Source organism: Kitasatospora sp. NPDC059722, assembly GCF_042733235.1.
Taxonomy (GTDB): domain Bacteria; phylum Actinomycetota; class Actinomycetes; order Streptomycetales; family Streptomycetaceae; genus Kitasatospora.
Window position 1 is genome coordinate 50,358 of the sequence record NZ_JBHWGD010000032.1, and the last position, 22,897, is coordinate 73,254.

At 73.1% G+C, this 22,897-nt stretch carries 22 protein-coding genes and 1 pseudogene; 20 read left to right on the forward strand and 3 right to left on the reverse strand.

Annotated features, from left to right (window positions below):
- Positions 1 to 184 precede the first annotated feature (184 nt).
- The 14 genes from rimM (at position 185) to ACFV4F_RS21385 (ending at position 13,079) form a co-directional block, all read left to right on the forward strand.
- The gene (gene rimM, locus ACFV4F_RS21320) at positions 185 to 808 is read left to right on the forward strand and encodes a ribosome maturation factor RimM (RefSeq protein ID WP_380504537.1); all 624 of its coding nucleotides are present in this window, start codon (positions 185 to 187) and stop codon (positions 806 to 808) included.
- A gap of 26 nt (positions 809 to 834) precedes the next feature.
- A complete protein-coding gene (gene trmD, locus ACFV4F_RS21325) occupies positions 835 to 1,653 on the forward strand; it encodes a tRNA (guanosine(37)-N1)-methyltransferase TrmD (RefSeq protein WP_380443918.1) in 819 nt (272 codons plus the stop codon).
- A gap of 154 nt (positions 1,654 to 1,807) precedes the next feature.
- On the forward strand, positions 1,808 to 2,158 hold the full coding sequence (rplS, locus tag ACFV4F_RS21330; protein ID WP_063347674.1) for a 50S ribosomal protein L19: 351 nt from the start codon (positions 1,808 to 1,810) through the stop codon (positions 2,156 to 2,158).
- A gap of 233 nt (positions 2,159 to 2,391) precedes the next feature.
- The gene (lepB, locus tag ACFV4F_RS21335) at positions 2,392 to 3,207 is read left to right on the forward strand and encodes a signal peptidase I (protein WP_380504540.1); all 816 of its coding nucleotides are present in this window, start codon (positions 2,392 to 2,394) and stop codon (positions 3,205 to 3,207) included.
- A gap of 28 nt (positions 3,208 to 3,235) precedes the next feature.
- Positions 3,236 to 4,123 (forward strand): signal peptidase I, encoded by an 888-nt coding sequence (lepB, locus tag ACFV4F_RS21340; RefSeq protein ID WP_380443865.1) that lies wholly within the window; start codon positions 3,236 to 3,238, stop codon positions 4,121 to 4,123.
- Between the two features lie 239 nt (positions 4,124 to 4,362).
- Positions 4,363 to 5,364, forward strand: a complete 1,002-nt coding sequence (gene lepB / locus ACFV4F_RS21345; RefSeq protein ID WP_380504543.1) for a signal peptidase I — start codon at positions 4,363 to 4,365, stop codon at positions 5,362 to 5,364.
- Positions 5,365 to 5,509: 145 nt separating this feature from the next.
- On the forward strand, positions 5,510 to 6,265 hold the full coding sequence (gene lepB / locus ACFV4F_RS21350; protein ID WP_380504545.1) for a signal peptidase I: 756 nt from the start codon (positions 5,510 to 5,512) through the stop codon (positions 6,263 to 6,265).
- A gap of 112 nt (positions 6,266 to 6,377) precedes the next feature.
- Positions 6,378 to 6,851 carry an NUDIX hydrolase gene (locus ACFV4F_RS21355; protein WP_380443871.1) on the forward strand — a complete coding sequence of 158 codons (474 nt, stop codon included), beginning with the start codon at positions 6,378 to 6,380 and terminating at the stop codon, positions 6,849 to 6,851.
- A gap of 55 nt (positions 6,852 to 6,906) precedes the next feature.
- Positions 6,907 to 7,233, forward strand: coding sequence for a DUF2469 domain-containing protein (locus ACFV4F_RS21360; RefSeq protein ID WP_329929696.1), 327 nt, complete (start codon positions 6,907 to 6,909; stop codon positions 7,231 to 7,233).
- Positions 7,234 to 7,443: 210 nt separating this feature from the next.
- The gene (locus ACFV4F_RS21365) at positions 7,444 to 7,902 is read left to right on the forward strand and encodes a YraN family protein (protein WP_359969624.1); all 459 of its coding nucleotides are present in this window, start codon (positions 7,444 to 7,446) and stop codon (positions 7,900 to 7,902) included.
- On the forward strand, positions 7,902 to 9,611 hold the full coding sequence (locus tag ACFV4F_RS21370; protein ID WP_380499407.1) for a YifB family Mg chelatase-like AAA ATPase: 1,710 nt from the start codon (positions 7,902 to 7,904) through the stop codon (positions 9,609 to 9,611). Before ACFV4F_RS21365 ends, ACFV4F_RS21370 begins: the two co-directional genes overlap by 1 nt.
- A gap of 5 nt (positions 9,612 to 9,616) precedes the next feature.
- Positions 9,617 to 10,792, forward strand: coding sequence for a DNA-processing protein DprA (gene dprA / locus ACFV4F_RS21375; RefSeq protein ID WP_380504573.1), 1,176 nt, complete (start codon positions 9,617 to 9,619; stop codon positions 10,790 to 10,792).
- 739 nt (positions 10,793 to 11,531) lie between these two features.
- On the forward strand, positions 11,532 to 12,368 hold the full coding sequence (gene whiG / locus ACFV4F_RS21380; RefSeq protein WP_380504576.1) for an RNA polymerase sigma factor WhiG: 837 nt from the start codon (positions 11,532 to 11,534) through the stop codon (positions 12,366 to 12,368).
- A 123-nt stretch (positions 12,369 to 12,491) separates the two neighbouring features.
- A complete protein-coding gene (locus ACFV4F_RS21385) occupies positions 12,492 to 13,079 on the forward strand; it encodes a TetR/AcrR family transcriptional regulator (RefSeq protein ID WP_380504579.1) in 588 nt (195 codons plus the stop codon).
- Between the two features lie 131 nt (positions 13,080 to 13,210).
- Here ACFV4F_RS21385 and ACFV4F_RS21390 read toward each other — a convergent pair.
- Positions 13,211 to 13,918, reverse strand: a pseudogene (locus ACFV4F_RS21390) (peptidoglycan DD-metalloendopeptidase family protein); the annotation flags it as partial.
- Positions 13,919 to 14,458: 540 nt separating this feature from the next.
- Here ACFV4F_RS21390 and rpsB point away from each other — a divergent pair.
- From rpsB to rlmN, 6 genes are all read left to right on the forward strand, one after another.
- Complete coding sequence (rpsB, locus tag ACFV4F_RS21395) at positions 14,459 to 15,331, forward strand: 30S ribosomal protein S2 (protein WP_380504548.1); 873 nt, start codon at positions 14,459 to 14,461, stop codon at positions 15,329 to 15,331.
- Positions 15,332 to 15,459: 128 nt separating this feature from the next.
- Entirely contained in the window at positions 15,460 to 16,299 is an 840-nt protein-coding gene (tsf, locus tag ACFV4F_RS21400) for a translation elongation factor Ts (protein WP_280685338.1), read from the forward strand.
- A gap of 261 nt (positions 16,300 to 16,560) precedes the next feature.
- A complete protein-coding gene (pyrH, locus tag ACFV4F_RS21405; protein WP_189923573.1) occupies positions 16,561 to 17,325 on the forward strand; it encodes a UMP kinase in 765 nt (254 codons plus the stop codon).
- Positions 17,326 to 17,423: 98 nt separating this feature from the next.
- A complete protein-coding gene (frr, locus tag ACFV4F_RS21410) occupies positions 17,424 to 17,981 on the forward strand; it encodes a ribosome recycling factor (RefSeq protein WP_380443880.1) in 558 nt (185 codons plus the stop codon).
- A gap of 278 nt (positions 17,982 to 18,259) precedes the next feature.
- Positions 18,260 to 19,462: a phosphatidate cytidylyltransferase gene (locus ACFV4F_RS21415; protein ID WP_380504551.1), complete on the forward strand. Its 1,203-nt coding sequence runs from the start codon at positions 18,260 to 18,262 to the stop codon at positions 19,460 to 19,462.
- A 78-nt stretch (positions 19,463 to 19,540) separates the two neighbouring features.
- Positions 19,541 to 20,680 carry a 23S rRNA (adenine(2503)-C(2))-methyltransferase RlmN gene (gene rlmN / locus ACFV4F_RS21420; protein ID WP_380443884.1) on the forward strand — a complete coding sequence of 380 codons (1,140 nt, stop codon included), beginning with the start codon at positions 19,541 to 19,543 and terminating at the stop codon, positions 20,678 to 20,680.
- Positions 20,681 to 20,699: 19 nt separating this feature from the next.
- On the opposite strand, the gene ACFV4F_RS21425 is transcribed toward rlmN, so the two are convergent.
- Together ACFV4F_RS21425 and ACFV4F_RS21430 are read right to left on the reverse strand one after the other, a co-directional pair.
- Positions 20,700 to 21,851, reverse strand: a complete 1,152-nt coding sequence (locus ACFV4F_RS21425; protein WP_380504554.1) for a hypothetical protein — start codon at positions 21,849 to 21,851, stop codon at positions 20,700 to 20,702.
- Positions 21,852 to 21,875: 24 nt separating this feature from the next.
- Complete coding sequence (locus ACFV4F_RS21430; protein ID WP_380443888.1) at positions 21,876 to 22,631, reverse strand: ABC transporter ATP-binding protein; 756 nt, start codon at positions 22,629 to 22,631, stop codon at positions 21,876 to 21,878.
- Between the last annotated feature and the right edge of the window lie 266 nt (positions 22,632 to 22,897).

The following is a 22,897-nucleotide window of genomic DNA, read 5'->3' on the forward strand; positions in this document are numbered from 1 at the left end:
TCGTCGGATAACCACCCCGCCAGTCCCGTCCGCGGCGCGCTGCGCTCTGGGGGGGGGGCCGCGCTGGCGTGGGGGCCGCCCCCGCCCCCCCCTTTTCGCATCCGGCCACCGTGTTCCCGCCCCGCGAGGGCGTGGACGTGGCCGGCTTCCCGTCCAGCTCAGGAACTCCAGGAGAACGATCACCGTGCAGCTCGTCGTCGGCAAGATCGGCCGCGCCCACGGCATCAGGGGGGACGTCAGCGTCGAGGTCCGCACCGACGAGCCGGAGCTCCGGCTCGGCCCGGGGGCCGTCGTGCTCACCGACCCCGCGTCGGTCGGGCCGCTGACCGTCGAGTCCGGCCGGGTGCACAGCGGGCGGCTGCTGCTGCGCTTCGCCGGCGTCAAGGACCGCAACGCGGCGGAGGCGCTCCGCGGCACCCTGCTGATCTCCGAGGTCGACCCGGACGAGACCCCCGATGACCCGGAGGAGTACTACGACCACCAGCTGATCGGGCTGGACGTGGTGCTCTCCGACGGCACCCCGGTCGGCGAGCTCACCGAGGTCGTCCACCTGCCGTACCAGGACCTGCTCACGGTGAGGAAGGCCGACGGGACGGAGGTGCTGGTGCCCTTCGTCAGCCAGATCGTGCCGACCATCGACCTGGAGAACCAGCGCGCCGTGATCACCCCGCCTGCCGGGCTCATCGACCCGGAGCGGGCCGAGGTGGCGGGCAGCGCTGCCGCCGCGGCCCCGGAGGACTCCGCCGAGGGCGCCCAGGAGGACTCCCCGGAGGGCGCCCACGGCGACTCGCAGGAAGGCGAGAAGTGACGGCGGCCGAGGGCGTCCAGACGGGGATGCGGCTCGACGTCGTTTCGATCTTCCCGGAGTACCTGGAACCCCTGAACGTCTCACTCGTCGGCAAGGCGCGCGCCCGCGGCCAGCTGGACGTGCACGTCCACGACCTGCGGGACTGGACGCACGACGTCCACCGGACGGTCGACGACAGCCCGTACGGCGGCGGCCCCGGCATGGTGATGAAGCCCGAGCCGTGGGGCGAGGCCCTGGACGCGGTGGTCGCCGCCGGCCCCGAGGGGCAGGTGCCGACGCTGGTGGTGCCCACCCCGAGCGGGCGCCCGTTCACCCAGGAGCTGGCCCAGGAACTGGCCGGCCGCCCCTGGCTGGCCTTCGCGCCCGCCCGGTACGAGGGCATCGACCGGCGGGTGATCGAGGAGGCGGCCACCCGGATGCCGGTGGTCGAGGCCTCGATCGGCGACTACGTGCTGGCCGGCGGCGAGGTCGCCGTGCTGGTGATGGTCGAGGCGATCGCCCGGCTGCTGCCGGGGGTGCTCGGCAACGCCGAGTCCCACCGGGACGACTCCTTCGCCCCCGGCGCGATGGCCGACCTCCTGGAGGGCCCGGTCTACACCAAGCCCGCCGAGTGGCGCGGCCGGACCGTGCCCGACGTGCTGCTCAGCGGCAACCACGGGCGCATCGCCCGCTGGCGCCGGGACGAGGCCTTCGCCCGTACGCTGGCGAACCGCCCCGACCTGGTGGAGCGCTGGCAGTACGGCGCCTTCGACAAGAAGGACCGGGCGGCGCTCTCCGTCCTCGGTCTGGCCTGGGACGACGAGCTCGGCCGATTTCGGTCCGCGGCCGTGGGTGTGGAAGAATAGGCCGCTGCTGTCTGTCGCTGGGCCCCTCCCGTAGGGGTCACGTGGACCGGCGCCCCCGCCACGGGGGGAACGCCGCCAGCCGATGCGGCCCGCAGCAGACCCCATTGCGACGAACTTCCGTGGGCGGCCCGTGGCGCCTGCGATGGAGAGCAACATGAGCAACAAGCTCGCTGCTGTCGACGCGGCCTCGCTGCGTAGCGACATCCCGGCCTTCCGCGCCGGTGACACCCTGAAGGTCCACGTCCGGGTCATCGAGGGCAACCGCTCCCGTGTCCAGGTCTTCCAGGGCGTCGTCATCCGCCGCCACGGTGCGGGCGTCGGTGAGACCTTCACCGTCCGCAAGGTCAGCTTCAACGTCGGCGTGGAGCGCACCTTCCCGGTGCACACCCCGGTCGTCGAGAAGATCGAGGTCGTGACCCGCGGTGCGGTTCGCCGCGCCAAGCTGTACTACCTGCGTGACCTCCGCGGCAAGGCCGCGAAGATCAAGGAGAAGCGCGACCGCTGATCCACCGGCCCCCGGCCTCGCCGGGGGATCGGAGCGCTCCCGGGGGCGCGGCTGCCGCACGGTAAGCTCAGCCCCCGATGAGCACGCACGAACCACCCGCGGACCGCGACGGCAGTCCCGCACCCTCCGGTGCGGACTCGCCGCCGCGGTCCGCGGTCGTTTCCGCGGTCGTTCCGGCCGCCGCCACTGCGGTTGCTCCTGCGGCGGGTCCCAGGGCGGTTTCCGCGGACGCGGTGGGCGACGCGGCCGATGACGGTGGCGCTGCCGACGGCGTTGCCGATGCCGACGGCGATGGCAAGACCGACGGCGATGGCAAGACCGACGGCGATGGTGAGGCCGGCGATGGTGAGGCTGCGGACGACGAGGAGCCGGGGCGCTCGCGCTCGCGGGACCTCCTGCTCCTGGCGGGCATCTGCCTGTCCGCGCTGCTCCTGGTGAACGCCTTCGTCGCGCGGCCGTTCACGGTGCCGTCCGGGTCGATGGAGGACACCCTCCGCCCCGGCGACCGGCTGATCGCGAACCAGCTCGCCTACGCCTTCGGCGAGCACCCCCGGCGGGGCGACGTCGTGGTGTTCGACGGGACGGGCTCCTTCCTTCCGGAGCCGGACCGGCCGGCCGGCTTCTGGGACGGGCTGCGCTCGCTCGGCCGGGACCTCGGGCTGGCCCCGGCCGGCGACACGGTGTACGTCAAGCGGGTGATCGGCATCGGCGGCGACCGCGTGACCAGCACCGGGCCCGGCGGGCGGATCACCGTCAACGGTGTGCCGATCGACGAGTCCTCCTACCTCGCCCCGGGCGACGAGCCGTCCGGCGTGGCCTTCGACGTGGTGGTGCCGGCCGGCAAGTTGTGGGTGATGGGCGACCACCGCAGGGCCTCCCGGGACTCCCGCGATCACCTCGGCGAGCCCGGCGGCGGGTTCGTGCCGGAGGGCAGGGTGATCGGCCGGGCGGACTGGGTGGTCTTCCCGATCGCGCGCTGGAACAGCCTGGACCGGCCGGCGGCCTTCGCCGCGACAGCGGGGACGGGTGGTCATGGGGACCAGAGGTAGGGGCCGACTGGCAGACCACCCCGCCGAGGTGGCGGGGGAGGGCGCCGAGGGTGGCGACGGCGTCGTTCCGGCCCGCGGCCGGGCCGATCGACGCCGCACCGCGCAGCGCGCGGCCCGGCGGCGCAAGCGCTCGCTGCTGCGCGAGTTCCCGCTGATCGTCCTGGTGGCCCTGCTGGTGGCGCTGGTGATGAAGACCTTCATGATCCAGGTCTTCGTGATCCCCTCGGGGTCGATGGAGCAGACCATCCAGGTCGGGGACCGGGTACTGGTGGACAAGTTCACCCCCTGGTTCGGCAACGAGCCGTCGCGCGGAGACGTCGTGGTGTTCAAGGACCCCGGCGGCTGGCTGGAGAGCGATCACAAGCCGTCCGACGACGGTCCGATCCTGGGCGGGGCCAAGCAGGTCCTCACTTTCGTCGGGCTGCTGCCGTCCGACAGCGAGCAGGATCTGATCAAGCGGGTCATCGGCGTCGGCGGGGACACCGTGGAGTGCTGCGACGCGCAGGGGCGGTTGAGCGTCAACGGCACGCCGGTGGAGGAGCCCTACCTCTCGCCCGGGAACCCGCCGTCCCGGCAGCCCTTCAAGGTGAAGGTGCCCCAGGGCCGGCTCTGGGTCATGGGCGACCACCGGGACGTGTCCGCCGACTCCCGTTTCCACATGGGGAATCCGGGCCAGGGCACGATCCCGCTGAGCGGCGTGGTCGGCCGGGCCTTCGTGATCGCCTGGCCGCTGGACCGCTTCCATCAACTTGACGAGCCGAGTTCACTCTCCTCTCTGGCACGTGCTCCGCAGGCCGCCGGAACTGCGCCGAATTCGGTGCCCGTTGGGCCGGTTCCGATGGAACCTCCGCTCGTTATGGGTGTGTTGGGCATCCTTCCGCTTGCCGTTCGCAGGCCGGACGGGCCTTCGCGGTAGGCCACGCCGGCCGCCGACCCACCGGGTCGCGCGCGTGGGACCGCGAGCCGGATGCCTGGGAGTGATAGAGAAGTGCAGGCGCGGCCGGGCTTTCCGGCTGAGCGTCGAGGCTGTGCTGGTGTCAGGGGCGCCCGTGGTGGGCAGCCCTGAGGCGTTCATGGTCGTAGTGAGCGTGGTGCCCGCTGTGCGGCACTCCGAGCGCGGGCGCACGGGCGTCCGCACAGCAGGGAGGAGACGTTGTGGGGGATTTGGTGATCGGCGCCCGCTCAGGCGCCGGAGAGCCCGAGGGCTCCGGCAGCCGGGCGGACCGGTCCGCCGAGTCCGCAGCGCCGTCGGCCTCGGTCGAGGACGCGGCGGCCCAGTCCGCCGACGAGCCGGGCGACGGGACGGGCGGTACCCCGGGCGAGCTCCGGAGCGGGGCCGGGCCGGCGGACGAGTCGGAGGGCAAGGCGTCCGACAAGGACAAGAAGCCGCGATCGTTCTGGAAGGAACTGCCGATCCTGATCGGCATCGCGCTGGTCCTGGCCCTGGTGATCAAGACCTTCTTCGTCCAGGCCTTCTCCATCCCGTCGGAGTCGATGCAGAACACGCTGCAGGTCGGTGACCGCGTCCTCGTGGACAAGCTGACCCCCTGGTTCGGGGCCGAGCCCGAGCGCGGCGAGGTCGTGGTGTTCCACGACCCGGGCGGCTGGCTGAACGACGAGCCCGTCCAGCAGAGCAGCAACTCCTTCCTCCGGGGGGTGCAGGACGTCCTCAGCTTCGTCGGCCTGATGCCCTCGGCCAACGAGAAGGACCTGATCAAGCGGGTCATCGCGGTCGGCGGCGACACCGTCGAGTGCGAGAGCGGCGGTCCGGTCAAGGTGAACGGCGTCGCGCTCAACGAGCCGTACATCTTCCCGGGCAACAACCCGTGCAGCCGGACCTTCGGGCCGCTGAAGGTGCCGTCGGGCCGGATCTGGGTGATGGGCGACCACCGCGACGACTCGCTGGACTCCCGCTTCCACATGGACCAGCCGGGCGGCGGGACCGTTCCGGTGGACGACGTGATCGGGCGCGCCTTCGTGGTGGCCTGGCCGATCGACCGCTGGGCGACGCTGCCGGTGCCGAGCACCTTCGACCAGAAGGGCCTGGCGGCGGGCGCGCCGCTGGTGCCGCCGGTGGCCGGCGCGGCGGGAGCCGTGGCGCTGCTCCCACTGGTGCGCCGGGTGCGGAACAGGTCGGACCGCCGGAAGGACTCCTGAGCTCCGGCAGCTCCTCCCCAGCTCTTGCGCGGGCCGTGGTACCGACGAGTAATCTGCTCGGACGTGCCACGGCCCGACGGGTTTTCCGCCTGTGCCTCCGGCGCACCCGGGGCGTGCTCCGGCGGGTCAGAGCTGGACGGTGTCGATGAGCAGTGTCGTGGAACAGACCGCCGACCGGCCGGTCACGCCCACCCGGCCGCGCCACCGGGCGGCCGCCGTGATCCAGGGCGTCCTGATCGGGCTCGGCCTGGTGCTGTTGGTCGGCGGCTTCGCCGTGATCGCGGTCGGCTACCGGCCCTACAACATCCCCTCGGGCTCGATGTCCCCCATGCTGGAGGTCGGGGACACGGTGCTCGCCCGGAAGACCGACGGCGGCTCCGTCGGCCGGGGTGACGTCGTGGTCTTCAAGGACCAGGCCTGGGGCGGCGAGCTCATGGTCAAGCGGGTCGTCGCGGTGGGCGGGGACACCGTGGCCTCCGCCGAGGACGGCCGCGGGCTGACGGTGAACGGGACCCCGGTCACCGAGCCCTACCTCGCGGCGCAGGGTCCGCAGGGCACGGCCTTCAACGTCACGGTGCCGCAGGGGCGGCTCTTCCTGCTCGGCGACAACCGGATCGTCTCGCTCGACTCCCGCACCCACTTGTCTGTCGACGGCGGGACCGTCGCGGCCGACGCCGTCGAGGCCCGGGTGGAGGCGACCGCGATGCCGTTCGGCCGGATGGGTGGGTTCACCCGGACCACGGCGTTCGACGGCCTCGCCGGTCCGCGGGCCGCTCAGCCCGGTCCGCTGGTCCCGGCGGCGGTGGCCACCGTGGCCGGCGCGGCGCTGATCGTCGTGACCTCGGCGGTGGGCGGCGTGGCCGGTCTGGCCCGCCGGTTCCGTCGGGGGCGCGCATCCTGAGCGCGGCCGCCGCCTGCCGGGCCGCTCTGTCGAACATCGCCCCGGATGGACGCGTCGGGTGGCAGGATCGGTACCACCACCGGTGCGGACGGAAGGGGTGTGAAGAGCTGCCATGACGGTACGGCGTCGCCAGGCGGCGCGGATCCTGCTGCTGGACGGGTCGGACCGCGTCCTCCTCTTCCTGGGCTCGGATCCGGCGGTGCCGGACGTGACCTGGTGGTTCACCCCGGGAGGCGGTTTGGAACCCGGGGAGGACGTGCGCGACGCCGCCGCGCGGGAGCTCGTGGAGGAAACCGGTTTGCGGGGCGTGGAGCTGGGGCCCTTGGTGGGGTACGGCACGGTGTCGTTCTCCTTCCGGGGACAGCGCTACGAGCAGGAGCAGTGGTTCCACCTGGCCCGGACCGAGGCCACCGGCCTCGACCACTCGGGCATGGGCGACGAGGAACACGCCGAGTTGCTCGCGGCACGCTGGTGGACGCTCGAGGAGCTGAGGCGGACCGCCGAGACGGTCTACCCGGCCGGACTGGCCGACTTCCTGGAGCGACTGCTGGTACAGGGCCCGCCGGTCGCTCCGGTACGGCTCTGAGCGTGGGTGCGGTGGTCCACAATGGGTGGACGTGACAAGTTGAGGGGACGCCTGGATGAGTGCCGAAGATCTCGAGAAGTACGAGACCGAGATGGAGCTCAAGCTCTACCGGGAGTACCGGGACGTCGTCGGCCTGTTCAAGTACGTGATCGAGACCGAGCGACGTTTCTACCTCACCAACGACTACGAGCTGCAGGTGCACTCGGTCCAGGGTGAGGTCTTCTTCGAGGTGTCGATGGCGGATGCGTGGGTCTGGGACATGTACCGGCCGGCCCGGTTCGTCCGCAAGGTCCGGGTGCTGACCTTCAAGGACGTGAACATCGAGGAACTCGCGAAGAGCGATCTGGAGCTGCCCTCGGACGACGCCGGCTTCGGGAACTGACGTTGGACCGCCCGGTTCCGCGTTGTCCAGGGGAATTTCGCGCAATCGGGGATTCTCACTCCTGCGGGTGACGGAAGTTATCCACAGGCGCGAGTTGTCCACAGGAAAAGGGAAATACCGGGTCCCGTCGAGCACGGCGTTGCAACCTCCACGGCGGAGGTGGTCACCGTGCAGAACACGACCGTGCAGAACCCGACCGCGCAGGGCGCGATCACCCGGCAGGCCCGCCAGGGCGGGCCGGACAGGCCGAGCAAGACCAGCCTCGGCCGCTACGGCGAGCGGGTCGCCGCCCGCCGCCTCGCGGAGGACGGACTCCGCATCCTGGACCGCAACTGGCGCTGCGCCGAGGGCGAGCTGGACATCGTCGCCCTCGACGGCGACACCGTGGCGGTCTGCGAGGTGAAGACCCGCTCCGAGCGGGGCTTCCAGCAGCCGACCGAGGCCATCGACCAGGCCAAGGCGGCCCGGCTGCAGCGGCTGGCCGAGCGGTGGCTGGCCGAGCGCTGGCCCGGGCACTTCGCGCAGCTGGCCGGGCCCGGGTACGACCCCGGGCCCGCCGATCCGCAGTGGCCGCCCGTCCCGCCGGGCGGGGTGCGGATCGACCTGGTCGCGGTCATCAACCGGTCCCGGGGCGCCGCCTCGGTGGACCACCTGCGGGGGGTGGTCTGATGGCCTTCGCCCGTACCTGTTCCGTCGCGCTGGTCGGCGTCGACGGGGTGATCGTCGAGGTCCAGGCCGATCTGGAGCCCGGGGTGGCCGCGTTCACCCTGGTCGGCCTGCCCGACAAGGCGCTGTCCGAGGCCCGCGACCGGGTGCGCGCGGCCGTCGTGAACAGCGGCGAGGCGTGGCCGCAGCGCAAGCTGACCGTCGGCCTCAGCCCCGCCTCCGTGCCCAAGAGCGGCAGCGGCTTCGACCTCGCGGTGGCCTGCGCCGTGCTGGCCGCCGCCGAGCGGCTCGACCCGTCGGCCATCGCCGACCTGCTGATCATCGGCGAACTGGGGCTGGACGGCCGGGTGCGGCCCGTCCGCGGAGTGCTGCCCTCGGTGCTGGCCGCCACCGACGCCGGGTACGAGCGGGTCGTCGTCGCCGAGCAGACGGCGGCCGAGGCCTCGCTCGTCCCCGGGGCGAAGGTGATCGGGGTCCGCAGCCTGCGCCAGCTGCTCGCCGTCCTCACCGGTGTGCCCGCGCCGGAGGAGCCGCCCGATCCGATCACGGGCCGCCCCGATCCCCTGATGGCCGGGCTCATGCTGCCGAGCGCGGGCGTGCGAGGTCTGCCCGACGACAAGGCGGCCCGCCTCGACATGGCCGACGTGGCCGGTCAGTACGAGGCCCGGCGGGCCCTGGAGATCGCCGCCGCCGGGGGACACCACCTGTACCTGAAGGGGCCGCCCGGGGCCGGCAAGACGATGCTGGCCGAGCGGCTGCCCTCGCTGCTCCCGCCGCTCACGCAGAAGGAGGCACTGGAGGTCACGGCGGTGCACTCGGTGGCGGGCCTGCTCCCGGCGGGCCGTCCGCTGATCGACCGCGCTCCGTACTGCTCCCCGCACCACTCGACCACCATGCCGGCGATCGTGGGTGGCGGCAGCGGCCTGCCCAGACCGGGCGCGGTGTCGCTGGCCCACCGGGGCGTCCTGTTCCTGGACGAGGCACCGGAGTTCCCCGTCCGGGTGCTCGACGCGCTGCGGCAGCCGCTGGAGTCGGGCGAGGTGGTGATCGCGCGCTCGGCCGGATCGCTCCGGCTCCCGGCCCGGTTCCTGCTCTGCCTCGCGGCCAATCCCTGTCCGTGCGGCCGGTACTCACGGCGGGGCGAGGGGTGCGAGTGCACCCCGGCGATGGTGAGCCGCTACCAGGGGCGGCTGTCGGGGCCGTTGCTCGACCGGGTGGACCTCCAGGTCCAGGTCGCCCCGGTGACCAGGGTCGAGCTCATGGAGCGGGACACCACGGCGGAGACCACCGAGATCATCGCGGCCCGGGTGCTGGCCGCGCGGGAGCGGGCGGCCGCCCGGCTGGCCAGCACGCCCTGGCGGGTCAACGCCGAGGTCCCGGGGCACGAACTGCGGACGCGCTGGCAGCTCGCCCCCGGCGCGCTGAACGACGCCGCACGGCAGTTGGAGCGCGGGCTGCTCACCGCCCGGGGCCTGGACCGGGTGCTCCGGGTCGCCTGGACGGTCGCGGACCTCGCGGGCCGGGACCGACCGGACCAACGGGACGTGCGGACGGCGCTGGTCCTGCGCACCGGCGTGGAGCACGGCCTTCCGCTCACCGAACGCGCCTTCGGGCGTCTCGGGGGCGTCCCCGCCCAGCGGAGCGGTCCGGGGAAGGGCCCAATCGGAGGAGCCCGCGACGAGTACCCGGCGGACGAGGACGGTGACGCATGAACCGGATGACGGCGGATCCTCAACAGCCGCCGCCGCCGACGACGACGTCGGCCGCGCAGCCCGAGCCGGAGCGGCTCGCCCGGGTGCTGCTCAGCCGCCTGAGCGAGCCCGGGGACGCGGTGGTCGGCCGGTGGCTCCGCCAGCTCGCCGCCGCCGAGGTGGTCCAGGCGATCCGAGAGGGCGCCGTGCCCGACCACCCCGGGCTCGACGGGCCCCGCCTGGCCGGCTACCAGGCGAGACTTCCCGGTCTGGACCCGGCCGAGGACCTGGAACGGGTACGAGCCTCCGGTGGACGCTTCATCATTCCGGGGGACACGGAGTGGCCCAGCCAGCTCGACGACCTGGGCGACGGGCGGCCGGTCGGGCTCTGGACGACCGGTACCGGGTCGCTGCGCCTGCTGGCCCTCCGCTCGGTGGCGGTGGTGGGCTCCCGGGCCTGCACGGCCTACGGCGCGCACGTCGCGGGGGAGCTGTCGGCCCAACTCGCCGAGCGGGGCTGGGTGGTGGTGTCCGGAGCCGCCTACGGGATCGACGCCGCCGCCCACCGCGGAGCCCTGGCGGTGGGCGGGCTGACCGTCGGTGTCCTCGCCTGCGGGGTCGATGTCGCGTATCCCAAGGGCAACGCCGAATTGATCCGGCGGATCGGGGTCCAGGGCCTGTTGGTCAGCGAACTACCGCCAGGGGAGCACCCGAACCGCTTCCGCTTCGTGTTGCGCAACCGGGTCATCGCGGCCCTCACCAGGGGCACCGTGGTGGTGGAGGCGGCCGTGCGGAGCGGGGCACTGAGCACGGCCAGACGGGCGCGGGACCTCAACCGGCACACCATGGGCGTGGCCGGGCCGGTCACCTCCGAACTCTCGGCGGGCGTGCACGCCCTGATCCGCAGCGGCGGCGCCACGCTGGTCACCGACGCGGCGGAGGTGACGGAATTGATCGGTGCGATCGGGGACGACCTCGCGCCGCCGCGGGCCGGGCCGGTCCTGCCGCGGGACCTGCTGGAGCCGCCGGTCGCACGGGTGCTGGAGGCCGTGCCGGCGACGGCCGAGGGCGCGCCGGTCGAGCGGCTGGCCCGGCAGTCGGGGCTGCCGCCGGACGAAGTGCTCCAGCGGCTCTACGAGTTGGGCTCGCTCGGCTTCGTGGAGCGGCACGGCGCGCACTGGCGAATCGTGCGGAGGAGGTGATCGCGGGGAGAGGCGAACAGCTGCGCTGATGGGGGCTGCAAGAAGGAGTGACGGGAGATCGGGGGGTTGACCTGCCGAACCGGTTCGTCCACTGCGGGTGCCCGGATCCGGTGACGAGAACGCCACCGGATCGAGGGACGACCGAGTGGCGGTAGCGCATTGCAGTGAGTCGGTCACGCTACGCTCCACATGCCTTCCCTATCAGCACATGACTCGGCAGAACGGCGCAGACCAACGCATGCCCACACACATTCCCGGACACAGAGTGACCGGTGGCGCCCGGTCCTCGGGAGGACCGCGCACCGAGCGGCGCCCCGTGACCGAGTACCCGCCCAAGGCGACGGGGGCGATGGGGAGCCTGTCACGGCAGGGCGGCCGGCCGGCGTCGGTGCCCGGCCAGCCCGCCGATGCCGCCGGTCCCGACCCGGCCGGCCCCGATGCCGTCGGGTCCGACGCGGTCGACGGGGCTGACGCCGGTACCGGCGGGGGCGAGGTCGTGGTCGGTACGGGCACGTGGATCGGCGCAGCCGCCGACGGTCCGACCGGGGCGAGTGCCGTCACGGAGGCGCCCGAGGCGGTGCCACCACCGGCGCCCCCGCCCGGACCGGGACGGCAGGCTCCGCCCCCGGCTCCAACGCTGCCCCCGACGCAGGCCCCATCCCCGGCCCTATCCCCGACGCAGGCTCCGCCCCCGGCTCAGGCCCCATGCCCGGCCCAGGTTCCGCCCCGGGCCCAAGCACTGCCCCCGCCGTCGGCCCCGTCCGCGAGCCCGTCGGCGCCTTCACCTCGCCGAGGGCCGGAGACAGGCAGCCCCGCGCGCAGCGCGCTGGAGGAACTCTGGCGCTCCTACAAGGAGACCGGCGACCAGCGGCTGCGGGAGCAGCTGATCCTGCACTACTCACCGCTGGTCAAGTACGTGGCGGGCCGGGTCGGGGTGGGTCTGCCCTCCAACGTCGAGCAGGCCGACTTCGTCTCCTCCGGGGTCTTCGGGCTGATCGACGCGATCGAGAAGTTCGACATCGACCGGGCCATCAAGTTCGAGACCTATGCGATCAGCCGCATCCGCGGCGCGATCATCGACGAACTGAGGGCACTGGACTGGATCCCGCGCTCGGTGCGGCAGAAGGCCAAGGCGGTCGAGCGGACGTACGCGACGCTGGAGGCCCGGCTGCGCCGGACCCCGCACGAGCCCGAGGTCGCGGCGGAGATGGGCATCGCGATCGAGGACCTGCACGCCATCTTCAGCCAGCTGTCGCTCGCCAACGTCGTGGCGCTCGACGAGCTGCTGCACCCCGTGGGGGAGGGCGGCGACCGGCTGAGCCTGGTGGACACCCTGGAGGACCACGGCGCCGACAACCCCGTCGAGGTGGCCGAGGACCGGGAGCTGCGCAGGCTGCTGGCCCAGGCGGTCAACACCCTCCCGGAGCGCGAGAAGACAGTGGTGACGCTCTACTACTACGAGGGCTTGACCCTCGCCGAGATCGGCCAGGTCCTCGGGGTGACGGAGAGCCGGGTGAGCCAGATCCACACCAAGTCCGTCCTGCAGCTGCGCGCCAAGCTGTCGGACGTCCGGTAGTGCGTGCGGCCGCCCGCTCGGGCGTGCGGTTCCGGCCGGGCAGCCCGAGGTTTGCGCGGCGGCGTATCGGCCGCGTGTAGGTCTCCGTAAAGTGGGAGCGTGCCGAAGATCCGAGCGGCCACGGTGGCCGAGCATCGCCAGCTGCAGCGGGCAGCTCTCCTCGACGCTGCCCGCGTCCTGCTCACCGAGGGGGGCATGGAGGCGCTGACCTTCCCCGCCCTCGCGGCGCGGACCGGGCTCGCGCGCTCCTCGGTCTACGAGTACTTCCGCTCCCGCGCCGCGGTGGTCGAGGCGCTGTGCGAGATGGACTTCCCGCTCTGGGCGGCCGAGATCGAGGCCGGGATGGAGAGCTGCGACACGGCGGCCGGCCGCATCGAGGCCTACGTCCGGGGACAGCTGGCGCTCGCCGCCGATCCGCGCCACCGGGCGGTCGTGGCGATCTCGGCGCTGGAGCTCGACGAGGCCGCGCGCGAGCGGATCCGGGCGGCGCACGGGAAGCTGGTCGGCCTGGTCACCCTGGCCCTGGAAGAGCTTGGCCACACTCAGCCGAGGCTCACCGCGGCGCTGCTCCAGGGGGTCGTCGAGGCGGCCGTCCGCCATGGCGAGCAACTGGCGGCGGCAGGAGCCGCGGTCGGTGGCCTCGCCGAGAGCCCCGAGCAGATCGCCGACGCCGCCGTCGCGATGGCCCTGCACGGTCTCTCCCGCGGCTGAACCGCCGGATCCTTCGCGGCTGAGCCGCCGACCGGCACAGGTCGCCCCGGTCGAGGCGAGGCGCCCGTCGGCGAACCCGTCGGCAGCAGCCGCGCCGCGCCCGCGCCGAACAGGGCGAGCGGGTCGAGGTAGCGGTCGCCGCGCAGCAGACCCCAGTGCAGGCAGCCCCGCCCGGCACAGTGCCGCCCCTCTCCGGCGAGCGGGGCGAGCGGGGCCAGCCGCCCGATCACCTGCCCGGCGCCGACCGTGCCGCCCACGGGCACAGTGCCGGTGACGGGGAGATAGGTGGTCCGCAGGGCGGGAGCCCCCGAGCCGGGGTGCGTCACCGTCACCACCGGGCGGCCCGCGACCAGCCCGGAGAACGTGACCACTCCCGGAGCCGCAGCCCTGATCTCCGCTGCCGCCGGGGCGGCCAGGTCCACGCCGCGGTGCCCGGCGGACCACGGCTTCGCCGGTGCCACGAACCGCCCGAGCACCCCGCCGGGCCCACCCACCGGCCATGCCCGTCCAGGCGCCGGTCCGGCAGAGATGCCGCCCCCGGAGTCACCCGGGCCCGAACGCCCCGCCACGGCAAGAGACCCAAGACCGCGCGCGGCCGCAGCACCCGCCAGGACGAGCGCCATCACAACGCACAGCACCACGAACAGCACCGAGAATGCCGCCGACGAAGCCGGCAAAGCCGACAAAGTAGACGACATCCCCCGAACCCCACCACGACCAGTCATGCGCCCGAGCGTCCAGGCCGCGAAGCGCCCACACCACCCCCTTCGGGATTCCTGTGGACAAACCGTCCCCGCGAACGAGCGGTATCCCCCGAATGGGTGTACGGACGCCGTCATCCGGTGTACAAGCGCTTCCCGGCGGCCCCGCGGACCCACCGTCGCGAACGTCGTAGCGAACGTCGTGGCGAACGTCGTGGCGACGGCACTCCGACCAGAATCCGACCACACTCCGACCACACTCCGACCGCGCTCCGGCCCGCGCCGGGGGCGCCCGTGCCGCCGGGCGGCCGCCCGTCCGCGGCCCCTCCGCCACCTGCGGAGTCGCCCCCCACTCGGCGCTTCCCGTACACTTCACACGCGACCCGGTCCGCCGGGTCGACTTCGCACGCCCCGCCACCGGTGGACGGATGCGGCTCGGCCGCCGCCCCCGCCAGGTGCGAGTGCCGCTCGGTCCGCCGAGCCCGCCCCGGTCCCCGACCGAGCGGGTTCAAGCGGCTCGGCACGTTCGGGGCGTCAGGCGTGGCTGTCACCTGACCGCCACGGACAAACCGAGCCTGACCCGGCCGTACACGCAGTCACCCGAACGGGGAGCGCCATCGCGCGAGCCCCGGGACGGCCTGCGCGGCAGCCGGGCCGTAACACCTGAGGAGAACGGCTATGGCCGTCGTCACGATGCGGGAGCTGCTGGAGAGCGGCGTCCACTTCGGTCACCAGACCCGCCGCTGGAACCCGAAGATGAAGCGCTTCATCATCACCGAGCGCAACGGCATCTACATCATCGACCTCCTGCAGTCGCTGAACTACATCGACCGCGCCTTCGAGTTCATCAAGGAGACCGTTGCCCACGGCGGCAGCGTCCTCTTCGTCGGCACGAAGAAGCAGGCCCAGGAGGCCATCGCCGAGCAGGCCACCCGCGTGGGCATGCCCTACGTGAACCAGCGCTGGCTCGGCGGCATGCTGACCAACTTCTCGACCGTCTACAAGCGTCTGCAGCGCCTCAAGGAGCTCGGCGAGCTGGACTTCTCGGACGTGGCCGGCTCCGGCCTCACCAAGAAGGAGCTCCTGGTCCTCCAGCGCGAGCACGACAAGCTGGAGAAGACCCTCGGCGGTATCCGTGACATGCAGCGCGTTCCCAGCGCCGTGTGGATCGTGGACACCAAGAAGGAGCACATCGCGGTCGGCGAGGCCCGGAAGCTCAACATCCCGGTCGTCGCCATCCTCGACACCAACTGCGACCCCGACGAGGTCGACTACAAGATCCCGGGCAACGACGACGCGATCCGCTCCGTCACCCTGCTGACCCGCGTGATCGCCGACGCCGTCGCCGAGGGCCTCAAGTCCCGCGCCGGTGTCGCCAAGGGCGACGCCAAGGCCGAGCCGGGTGCCGACCAGCCGCTGGCCGACTGGGAGAAGGACCTCATCGAGGGCGAGAAGAAGGCCGAGGAGGCCCCCGCCGCCGCCGAGGCTCCTGTCGCTGAGGCCCCTGCCGCCGAGGCCCCGGCCGCCGAGGCTCCGGCCGAGCAGGCCTGACGTACCAAGGGTGAGGGGCACTCGCCGGTACGACGCCGGTAGGTGCCCCTCTCTCCCGTGCCGGGACCGGACAACGGTCCCGGCACATCCCCACGCAGACACGCGAGACGCGAGAAGAGATTCACACCATGGCGAACTTCACCGCCGCGGACGTCAAGAAGCTCCGTGAGCTCACCGGCGCCGGCATGATGGACTGCAAGAAGGCCCTGGACGAGGCCGAGGGCAACGTCGAGAAGGCCGTCGAGCTCCTGCGCATCAAGGGCCAGAAGGGCGTCGCCAAGCGCGAGGGCCGTGACGCCTCCAACGGCGCCGTCGCCGCGCTGATCGCCGAGGACAAGAAGTCCGGCGTGCTGGTCGAGCTCAACTGCGAGACCGACTTCGTCGCCAAGGGTGACAACTTCGTCAAGGTCGCCGACGCGATCGCCGCCCACGTGGCCAAGACCGCCCCGGCCGACCTGGACGCCGCCCTGGCTTCCGAGATCGAGGCCGGCAAGACCGTCCAGCAGTTCGTCGACGAGGCCAACGCGACCCTGGGCGAGAAGATCGTCTTCCGTCGCTTCGCCCAGTTCGACGGTGACGGCTTCGTCGCGGTCTACCTCCACAAGACCAGCCCCGACCTGCCGCCGGCCGTCGGCGTCCTGGTCGAGCTGGACAAGGAGAACGCCGAGGTCGCCAAGGACGTCGCGCAGCACATCGCCGCCTTCGCGCCGAAGTACCTGTCCCGCGAGGACATCCCGGCCGAGGACATCGAGAACGAGCGTCGCGTCGCCGAGGCCACCGCTCGCGAGGAGGGCAAGCCGGAGGCCGCCCTGCCGAAGATCGTCGAGGGTCGCGTCACCGGCTTCGTGAAGGAGAACTCCGTCCTGGAGCAGGCCTTCGCGAAGGACAACAAGAAGTCCGTCGCCAAGGTCCTCGAGGAGAACGGCGTCGCCCTCAAGCGCTTCGCCCGCTTCCGCGTCGGCGCCTGAGCCACGTTCCCCCTGGTCCCCGGCGCGCTTACGCTGGGAACCGCCCCCGCCCGCTGACCCGGGCGGGAGGAACGCCGAACGGGCTCACCCAGCGACAACCGCCACGGGCGGGCCGCGTCGGCACCATGAACGACGAGGAGGCCATTGCCGTGCAGGACACCGAACCGGTTCCCGCGGCAGTGGCCTCCTCGCGTGTACGCGCAGACCGGGCACCCGCACACCCGCGTCTGTGAACCAAGTAGGTGCAGAAGGAGAAGTCCCATGCAGGAGACGCAGGAGACCGCGCAGGACCCCAAGGACGGCTCGCGCCGCCGGGTGCTGCTGAAGCTGTCCGGTGAAGCCTTCGCCGGTGGCGGCGGGCTCGGCGTCGACCCGGACGTCGTGCACGCGATCGCCCGGGAGATCGCCACGGTCGTGCGCGCCGGCACCGAGGTCGCCGTGGTCATCGGCGGCGGCAACTTCTTCCGCGGCGCGGAGCTGCAGGTCCGTGGCATGGACCGGGCCCGGTCCGACTACATGGGCATGCTCGGCACCGTGATGAACTGTCTCGCGCTCCAGGACTTCCTGGTCAAGGAGGGCATCGAGACCCGCGTACAGACCGCGATCACGATGGGCCAGGTCGCCGAGCCGTACCTGCCGCTGCGGGCCGTCCGGCACCTGGAGAAGGGCCGCGTGGTGATCTTCGGCGCTGGTATGGGCATGCCGTACTTCTCCACCGACACCACGGCCGTCCAGCGGGCGCTGGAGATCCACGCGGACGTCCTGCTGATGGGCAAGAACGGCGTGGACGGCGTCTACGACTCCGACCCGCGGACCAACCCGGACGCGGTCAAGTTCGACGCGCTGGAGTACTCCGAGGTCATCGCCCGCGACCTGAAGGTCGCCGACCTCACCGCCATCACGCTGTGCAAGGACAACAACCTCCCGATGCTGGTGTTCGAGCTGCTCGCGGAGGGCAATATCGCGCGCGCGGTGAAGAGTGAGAAGATCGGCACACTCATCAGCCAGGATTCCGTCCGGGCCTGAGCAGCAACCAGCCGTACGGGACGGCGTCGGCGCCGTGACCGGGCGCCACGCCGACACCGGTCGGGACAACAGCAGATGAACCGGACAGGGAGACCACAGTGATCGAAGAGACCCTCCTCGAGGCCGAGGAGAAGATGGAGAAGGCCGTCCTCGTCGCCAAGGACGACCTCGCGGCCATCCGCACCGGCCGTGCCCACCCGGCGATGTTCGCCAAGATCGTCGCCGAGTACTACGGCGCCGTGACCCCCATCAACCAGCTGGCCTCGTTCTCGGTGCCGGAGCCCCGGATGGCGGTCGTCTCGCCGTTCGACAAGACCGCGCTGAAGGCCATCGAGCAGGCCATCCGCGACTCCGACCTGGGCGTCAACCCCTCGAACGACGGCTCCATCATCCGGGTGGTGCTGCCCGAGCTCACCGAGGAGCGCCGCCGGGAGTTCATCAAGATCGCCCGCACCAAGGGCGAGGACGCCAAGGTCTCGATCCGCGCCGTGCGCCGCAAGGCCAAGGACGGCATCGACAAGCTGGTCAAGGACGGCGAGGTCGGCGAGGACGAGGGCCGCCGCGCCGAGAAGGAGCTCGACGACACCACGGCCAAGTACGTGGCCCAGGTCGACGAGCTGCTCAAGCACAAGGAAGCCGAGCTGCTCGAAGTCTGATGAACGACGCCCCTGACGCCCCTGGCTACTGGGGCCCATCCGACCAGCAGTTCCAGCCCTACCGCCCGGCGCCGCAGCCACAGGCCCCCCGGCAGCCGTCGCACGCGGCGCCCGGGTACGCCGATCCCACGGCGCCAGGGTACGACGATCCCGCCGCACCGGGCCCGCAGGTCGCCCAGGGCGCGCCCGGCGCCGTCCCGGGCGACCAGGGCGGCCGAACGGGTCACGCGTCGCAGCCCCCGGTGTACTGGGGCCCCGACGCGGAGGAGACTCAGGTCATGCCTCCCGTACCGGCCGACCCGGTCCCGCCCGTCGGCCCCGGCCTGCCCGGCGGTCCGGCCGCGGGCCCGGCGGCCGGTGCGCACCCCTCGGCCCGCCAGGACGCGGGCCAGACGCGGGAGGCGGGCCGGCTGAGCGGTCCGCTGTTCCGGGACGAGCATCCCGCTGCGGCGGTGCCGGGCGCGTCGGAGACCGTCGTGCTGCGCGCGATGACCGATGACGTCGCCCCCACCCCCGGCCACGGCGCTCCGCCGTACCCGGGGGCTCCGGCGCACCCCGGGCCTCCGTCGAGCCACCCGGCGGCCGGGCATCCCCCCTTCGTGCCGTCGTCCCACCCAGGGCAGGAGACGCCCGTGGCCCAGCCCGAGCCGCAGCCCCAGCCCCGCAAGCAGCGCGGCGGCCGTAACCTCCAGGCCGCGATAGGGGTCGGGGTCGGTCTCGGCGCGGTGATCATCGCCTCGCTGTTCGTGGTGAAGGCGCTGTTCCTGGTCGTCGTGATGGCCGCGGCGTCGGTCGGCGTCTGGGAGCTGACGAGCCGGCTGTCCGAGCGCAAGCAGATCAAGGCGCCGCTGGTCCCGCTGGTCGCGGGCGGCATCGCGATGATCGCCACCGGCTACTGGGCCGGGGTCCAGTGGGCCGCGGCCTCGCTCGCGCTGACCGGGCTCGCGGTGATGGTCTGGCGGATGGCCGAGCCGCCGGACAACTACCTGCGGGACATAACGGCGGGCGTGTTCACCGCCTTCTACGTGCCGTTCCTCGCGACCTTCGTGGCGATGATGCTGGCGGCCGACGACGGCCCCCAGCGGATCGTGCTCTTCCTGATCGTCACGATCTGCAGCGACACCGGCGCCTACGCGGTGGGCTACAAGTTCGGGAAGAACAAGCTGGCCCCGACGATCAGCCCGGGCAAGACCCGGGAGGGCCTGGCGGGCGGCATCGGCCTGTCGATGCTGGCCGGCGCCCTGCTGATGCAGCTGATCATCGACGGCGGCAGCTGGTGGCAGGGCCTGATCCTGGGCGGCTGCGCGGCCGTCACCGCGACCCTGGGCGACCTGGGCGAGTCGATGATCAAGCGCGACCTCGGCATCAAGGACATGGGCACGCTGCTGCCCGGCCACGGCGGGATCATGGACCGGCTGGACTCGCTCCTGCCGACCGCCCCGGTGGTCTGGCTGCTGCTCGCCGCCTTCGTCGGCAGCTAGCGCACCCACGCACGCGCGCGAGGGCCCCGGACGTCCCGACGTCCGGGGCCCTCGCGCGTCTGCGACACTGGAACAACCATGCCTAAGCCCGGAGAACTCACGTTTGTCGCGCCGCGCGGCGCCAAGCCCCCGCGACACCTCGCCGACCTCAGCCCCGCCGAGCGCAAGGAGGCCGTCGCCGAGCTGGGCGAGCAGCCGTTCCGCGCCAAGCAGCTGTCGAACCACTACTTCGGCCGGCTGTCGAACGACCCGGCGGGCTGGACGGACATCCCCGCCGCCAGCCGGGAGAAGCTGACCGGGAGCCTGCTGCCCGAGCTGATGTCGGTGGTCCGGCACGTCTCCTGCGACGACGACGCGACGCGCAAGACGCTGTGGAAGCTGTTCGACGGCACGCTCGTCGAGTCGGTGCTGATGCGCTACCCCGACCGGGTGACCATGTGCATCAGCTCGCAGGCCGGCTGCGGCATGAACTGCCCGTTCTGCGCGACCGGCCAGGCCGGTCTGACCCGCAACCTGTCCACCGCCGAGATCGTCGAGCAGATCGCCGCCGGCATGCGCGCGCTCAGGGTCGGCGAGTTCGGGGCGCGCGGGGGCTCGTCCGCCGAGGACGGGAGCGGCCCCGGCAGCGAGGCGCGGCTGTCCAACGTCGTCTTCATGGGGATGGGCGAGCCGCTCGCCAACTACAACCGGGTGCTGGCCGCGATCCGCCGGCTGACCGACCCGGCGCCGGACGGCTTCGGCCTGTCCCAGCGCGGCATCACCGTCTCCACCGTCGGCCTCGTCCCGGCGATGAACCGCTTCGCCGACGAGGGCCTCAGCTGCCGCCTCGCGCTGTCGCTGCACGCCCCGGACGACGAACTGCGCGACGAGCTGGTGCCGGTGAACACCCGGTGGAAGGTCGCCGAGGTGCTGGACGCGGCGTGGAACTACGCGGAGAAGTCCGGCCGCCGGGTCTCCATCGAGTACGCGCTGATCAAGGACATCAACGACCAGGCGTGGCGGGCGGACCTGCTCGGCCGGCTGATCAAGAACCACCGGGTGCACGTCAACCTGATCCCGCTGAACCCGACGCCGGGTTCGAAGTGGACCGCCTCCCGGCCCGAGGACGAGCGCGAGTTCGTCCGCCGGCTGCAGTCGCACGGCGTGCCGACGACCGTCCGCGACACCCGCGGCCAGGAGATCGACGGCGCCTGCGGCCAGCTCGCGGCCGCAGGCTGAGGACGCCCGGGACCGGGGACTAGCGGAGTCCGGCGGCGGCCAGTGCGGCCGTCGCCCCGCCGGTGACCAGCAGGGCCGTGCCGACGGCCAGCGTGCGCAGGGCGACCGCGCCGAACAGCAGCCGGGGCGAGGTGCCGAGGCGCAGCAGCGCGTCGGTGACGTTCCGGCGGTCGGTGCGGACCTCGGCGAGGCGGGCGGCGACGGCCGCGGCCGCGCAGCCGAGGACCAGGCAGGCCTCGACGGCGGGCAGGGCGTCGGCGCTGCCGGGGGTGCCGATCCAGTAGCGGATGGTGGTGAGCACCATCGCGACGACGAGGGTGAGCACGGCCAGCGGCGCGCCGAGGCGGCGGGCCTGTGCGGTGAGTCCGCGGCCGGCCAGCAGGCGCAGCGGGGTGGGCCGGCCGAGGGCGAGCAGGCGACCGGTCCAGCCGAGCAGCGGGCCGGTGATCAGGGCGAGGCCGAGGGCGCTCGCGGCCCAGCCGCCGAGCGCGGCGACGCTGGTGCTGCCGAGTCCGGCGGGCAGGTGGACCGGGCGGCCGTCGGCGGGGGCGCCGGGCCGCAGGGCGATCAGTTCGAGGGCGAGGCCGACCACGGCCAGGCCGATCGGCACGGCGACCCGCAGCGGCCCGAAGCCGGTGGGGGTGGTGCGGCGGCCGCCGGGCAGGGTTTCGGCGAAGGGCACCGCGCAGGCCGCGGCGATGCCGGCGGTGATCGGCACGAGCGCGAGCAGGGTGAGCGGGGCGGCGGCCGGCAGCGGCACGCCCATGCCGAGGTCGGGGGCGAGCGAGGGCCCGGCGATGTCGTTGCGCAGGACCAGGAAGACGAGCAGGGTGAGCACGCTGCCGAGGGTGCAGGCGAGGGCGACCTCGCCGGCGATCAGGCCGCGGATCCGGCCGGAGCCGGCCCCGGCGGCGGTGAGGCCGGTGATCCGTTCGGGCCGCTGGGCGGGGACGGCGCGGGCGGCGACGGCGGCGAACCAGGCCACGGCGGCCAGCGGGGGCAGGCACCACAGCAGCCGCACGAGCGCGTCGGCGTCGCCGGGCCGGTCGCTCATCGCCCGGCCGAGGGCGCGCAGCAGGAAGGCGGCGACCACCGCGGAGGCGAGGGCGGTGAGCAGCCAGCGGCCGAGGTCGGGCACCCGGTAGCCCCGGGCCAGGCGGAGATAGAACACGTCGACTCTTTCAGCGGCTCGTCGTCAGCGGCGGGTGGCCGAGACGGCCGAGGCGCCGGTGGTGCCCGGTGCGGCGGGGCCGCGCGGGACGGGGGCGGCGGGGGCGGTGAGCCGTCCGTCGACGAGGGCGACGGCGCGGTCCGCGAACCGGACGAGCTCCGGGTCGTGCGTGGCCAGGACGAGGGTGAGCTGGTGGGAGCGGGCCGCGCTGGTCAGTATCCGCAGGACCTGGTCGGCGGCCTCGCGGTGGAGCGGCGCGGTGGGGTCGTCGGCGAAGACGACGGGCGGCAGCGGGGCGAGCGCGCGGGCGACGGCGATCCGCTGGCGCTGGCTCTGCAGCAGCCGGTCGGGGCGGTGGCGGGCGATGTCGCCGACGTCGAGGCGCTCCAGCCACTCGGAGGCGGCGGTGTAGGCGGCCTTGTTGCCGGCGCCGGCGAGCAGGAGCGGCAGGGCGACGTTCTCCCGGGCGGTCAGTTCGGGCACCAGGTGGGGTTCGGAGCCGACGAAGCCGAAGCGGTCGCGGCGCAGCCGTTCGCGGCCGGCCCGGGTGAGGGTGTGCACGGGGGCGCTGTTGAACCAGACCTCGCCCTGGTCGACCGGGAGTTGGGCGGAGAGGCAGCCGAGCAGGGTGCTCTTGCCGGAGCCGCGGGGTCCGGTGACGGCGAGGACCTCGCCCTCGCGGACGCCGATCGAGATGCCGCGCAGGGCGGGGGTGCCGTGATGGGACTTGACGATCCCCCGGGCCCACAGCACGTCGTTGTCAGGCGGTGCCGCTGACATGAGGTTCCATCCTGGATGGCCGCAGGGATATGACAGTCGTCAGATTAGAACGACGGGGACCCCGCGCGGTTGCGGCGCACTGGGCCATCGCGGGCATATCACCCGCAATCAGGCATGTTTGGGTGCGAACGCCGACCGGAAACGACCGGATCGGCACCGGAACGCACCGAAGGGCGGCCCCGCGGGGGCGGGGGCCCCCCTGGGCGGGGGGGGGGCAACAGGATCAGCAGATAAGAGCGTCGCCCCCCCCGCGGGGTGGCGGGTCC

Coding starts and splice junctions, on each gene's coding strand:
- trmD (WP_380443918.1), top strand. CDS start 835: ATGCGGCTCGACGTCGTTTCGATCTTCCCGGAGTACCTGGAACCCCTG.
- rplS (WP_063347674.1), top strand. CDS start 1,808: ATGAGCAACAAGCTCGCTGCTGTCGACGCGGCCTCGCTGCGTAGCGAC.
- lepB (WP_380504545.1), top strand. CDS start 5,510: ATGAGCAGTGTCGTGGAACAGACCGCCGACCGGCCGGTCACGCCCACC.
- ACFV4F_RS21355 (WP_380443871.1), top strand. CDS start 6,378: ATGACGGTACGGCGTCGCCAGGCGGCGCGGATCCTGCTGCTGGACGGG.
- ACFV4F_RS21360 (WP_329929696.1), top strand. CDS start 6,907: ATGAGTGCCGAAGATCTCGAGAAGTACGAGACCGAGATGGAGCTCAAG.
- ACFV4F_RS21370 (WP_380499407.1), top strand. CDS start 7,902: ATGGCCTTCGCCCGTACCTGTTCCGTCGCGCTGGTCGGCGTCGACGGG.
- dprA (WP_380504573.1), top strand. CDS start 9,617: ATGACGGCGGATCCTCAACAGCCGCCGCCGCCGACGACGACGTCGGCC.
- rpsB (WP_380504548.1), top strand. CDS start 14,459: ATGGCCGTCGTCACGATGCGGGAGCTGCTGGAGAGCGGCGTCCACTTC.
- tsf (WP_280685338.1), top strand. CDS start 15,460: ATGGCGAACTTCACCGCCGCGGACGTCAAGAAGCTCCGTGAGCTCACC.
- pyrH (WP_189923573.1), top strand. CDS start 16,561: ATGCAGGAGACGCAGGAGACCGCGCAGGACCCCAAGGACGGCTCGCGC.
- ACFV4F_RS21415 (WP_380504551.1), top strand. CDS start 18,260: ATGCCTCCCGTACCGGCCGACCCGGTCCCGCCCGTCGGCCCCGGCCTG.
- rlmN (WP_380443884.1), top strand. CDS start 19,541: ATGCCTAAGCCCGGAGAACTCACGTTTGTCGCGCCGCGCGGCGCCAAG.
- ACFV4F_RS21430 (WP_380443888.1), bottom strand. CDS start 22,631: ATGTCAGCGGCACCGCCTGACAACGACGTGCTGTGGGCCCGGGGGATC.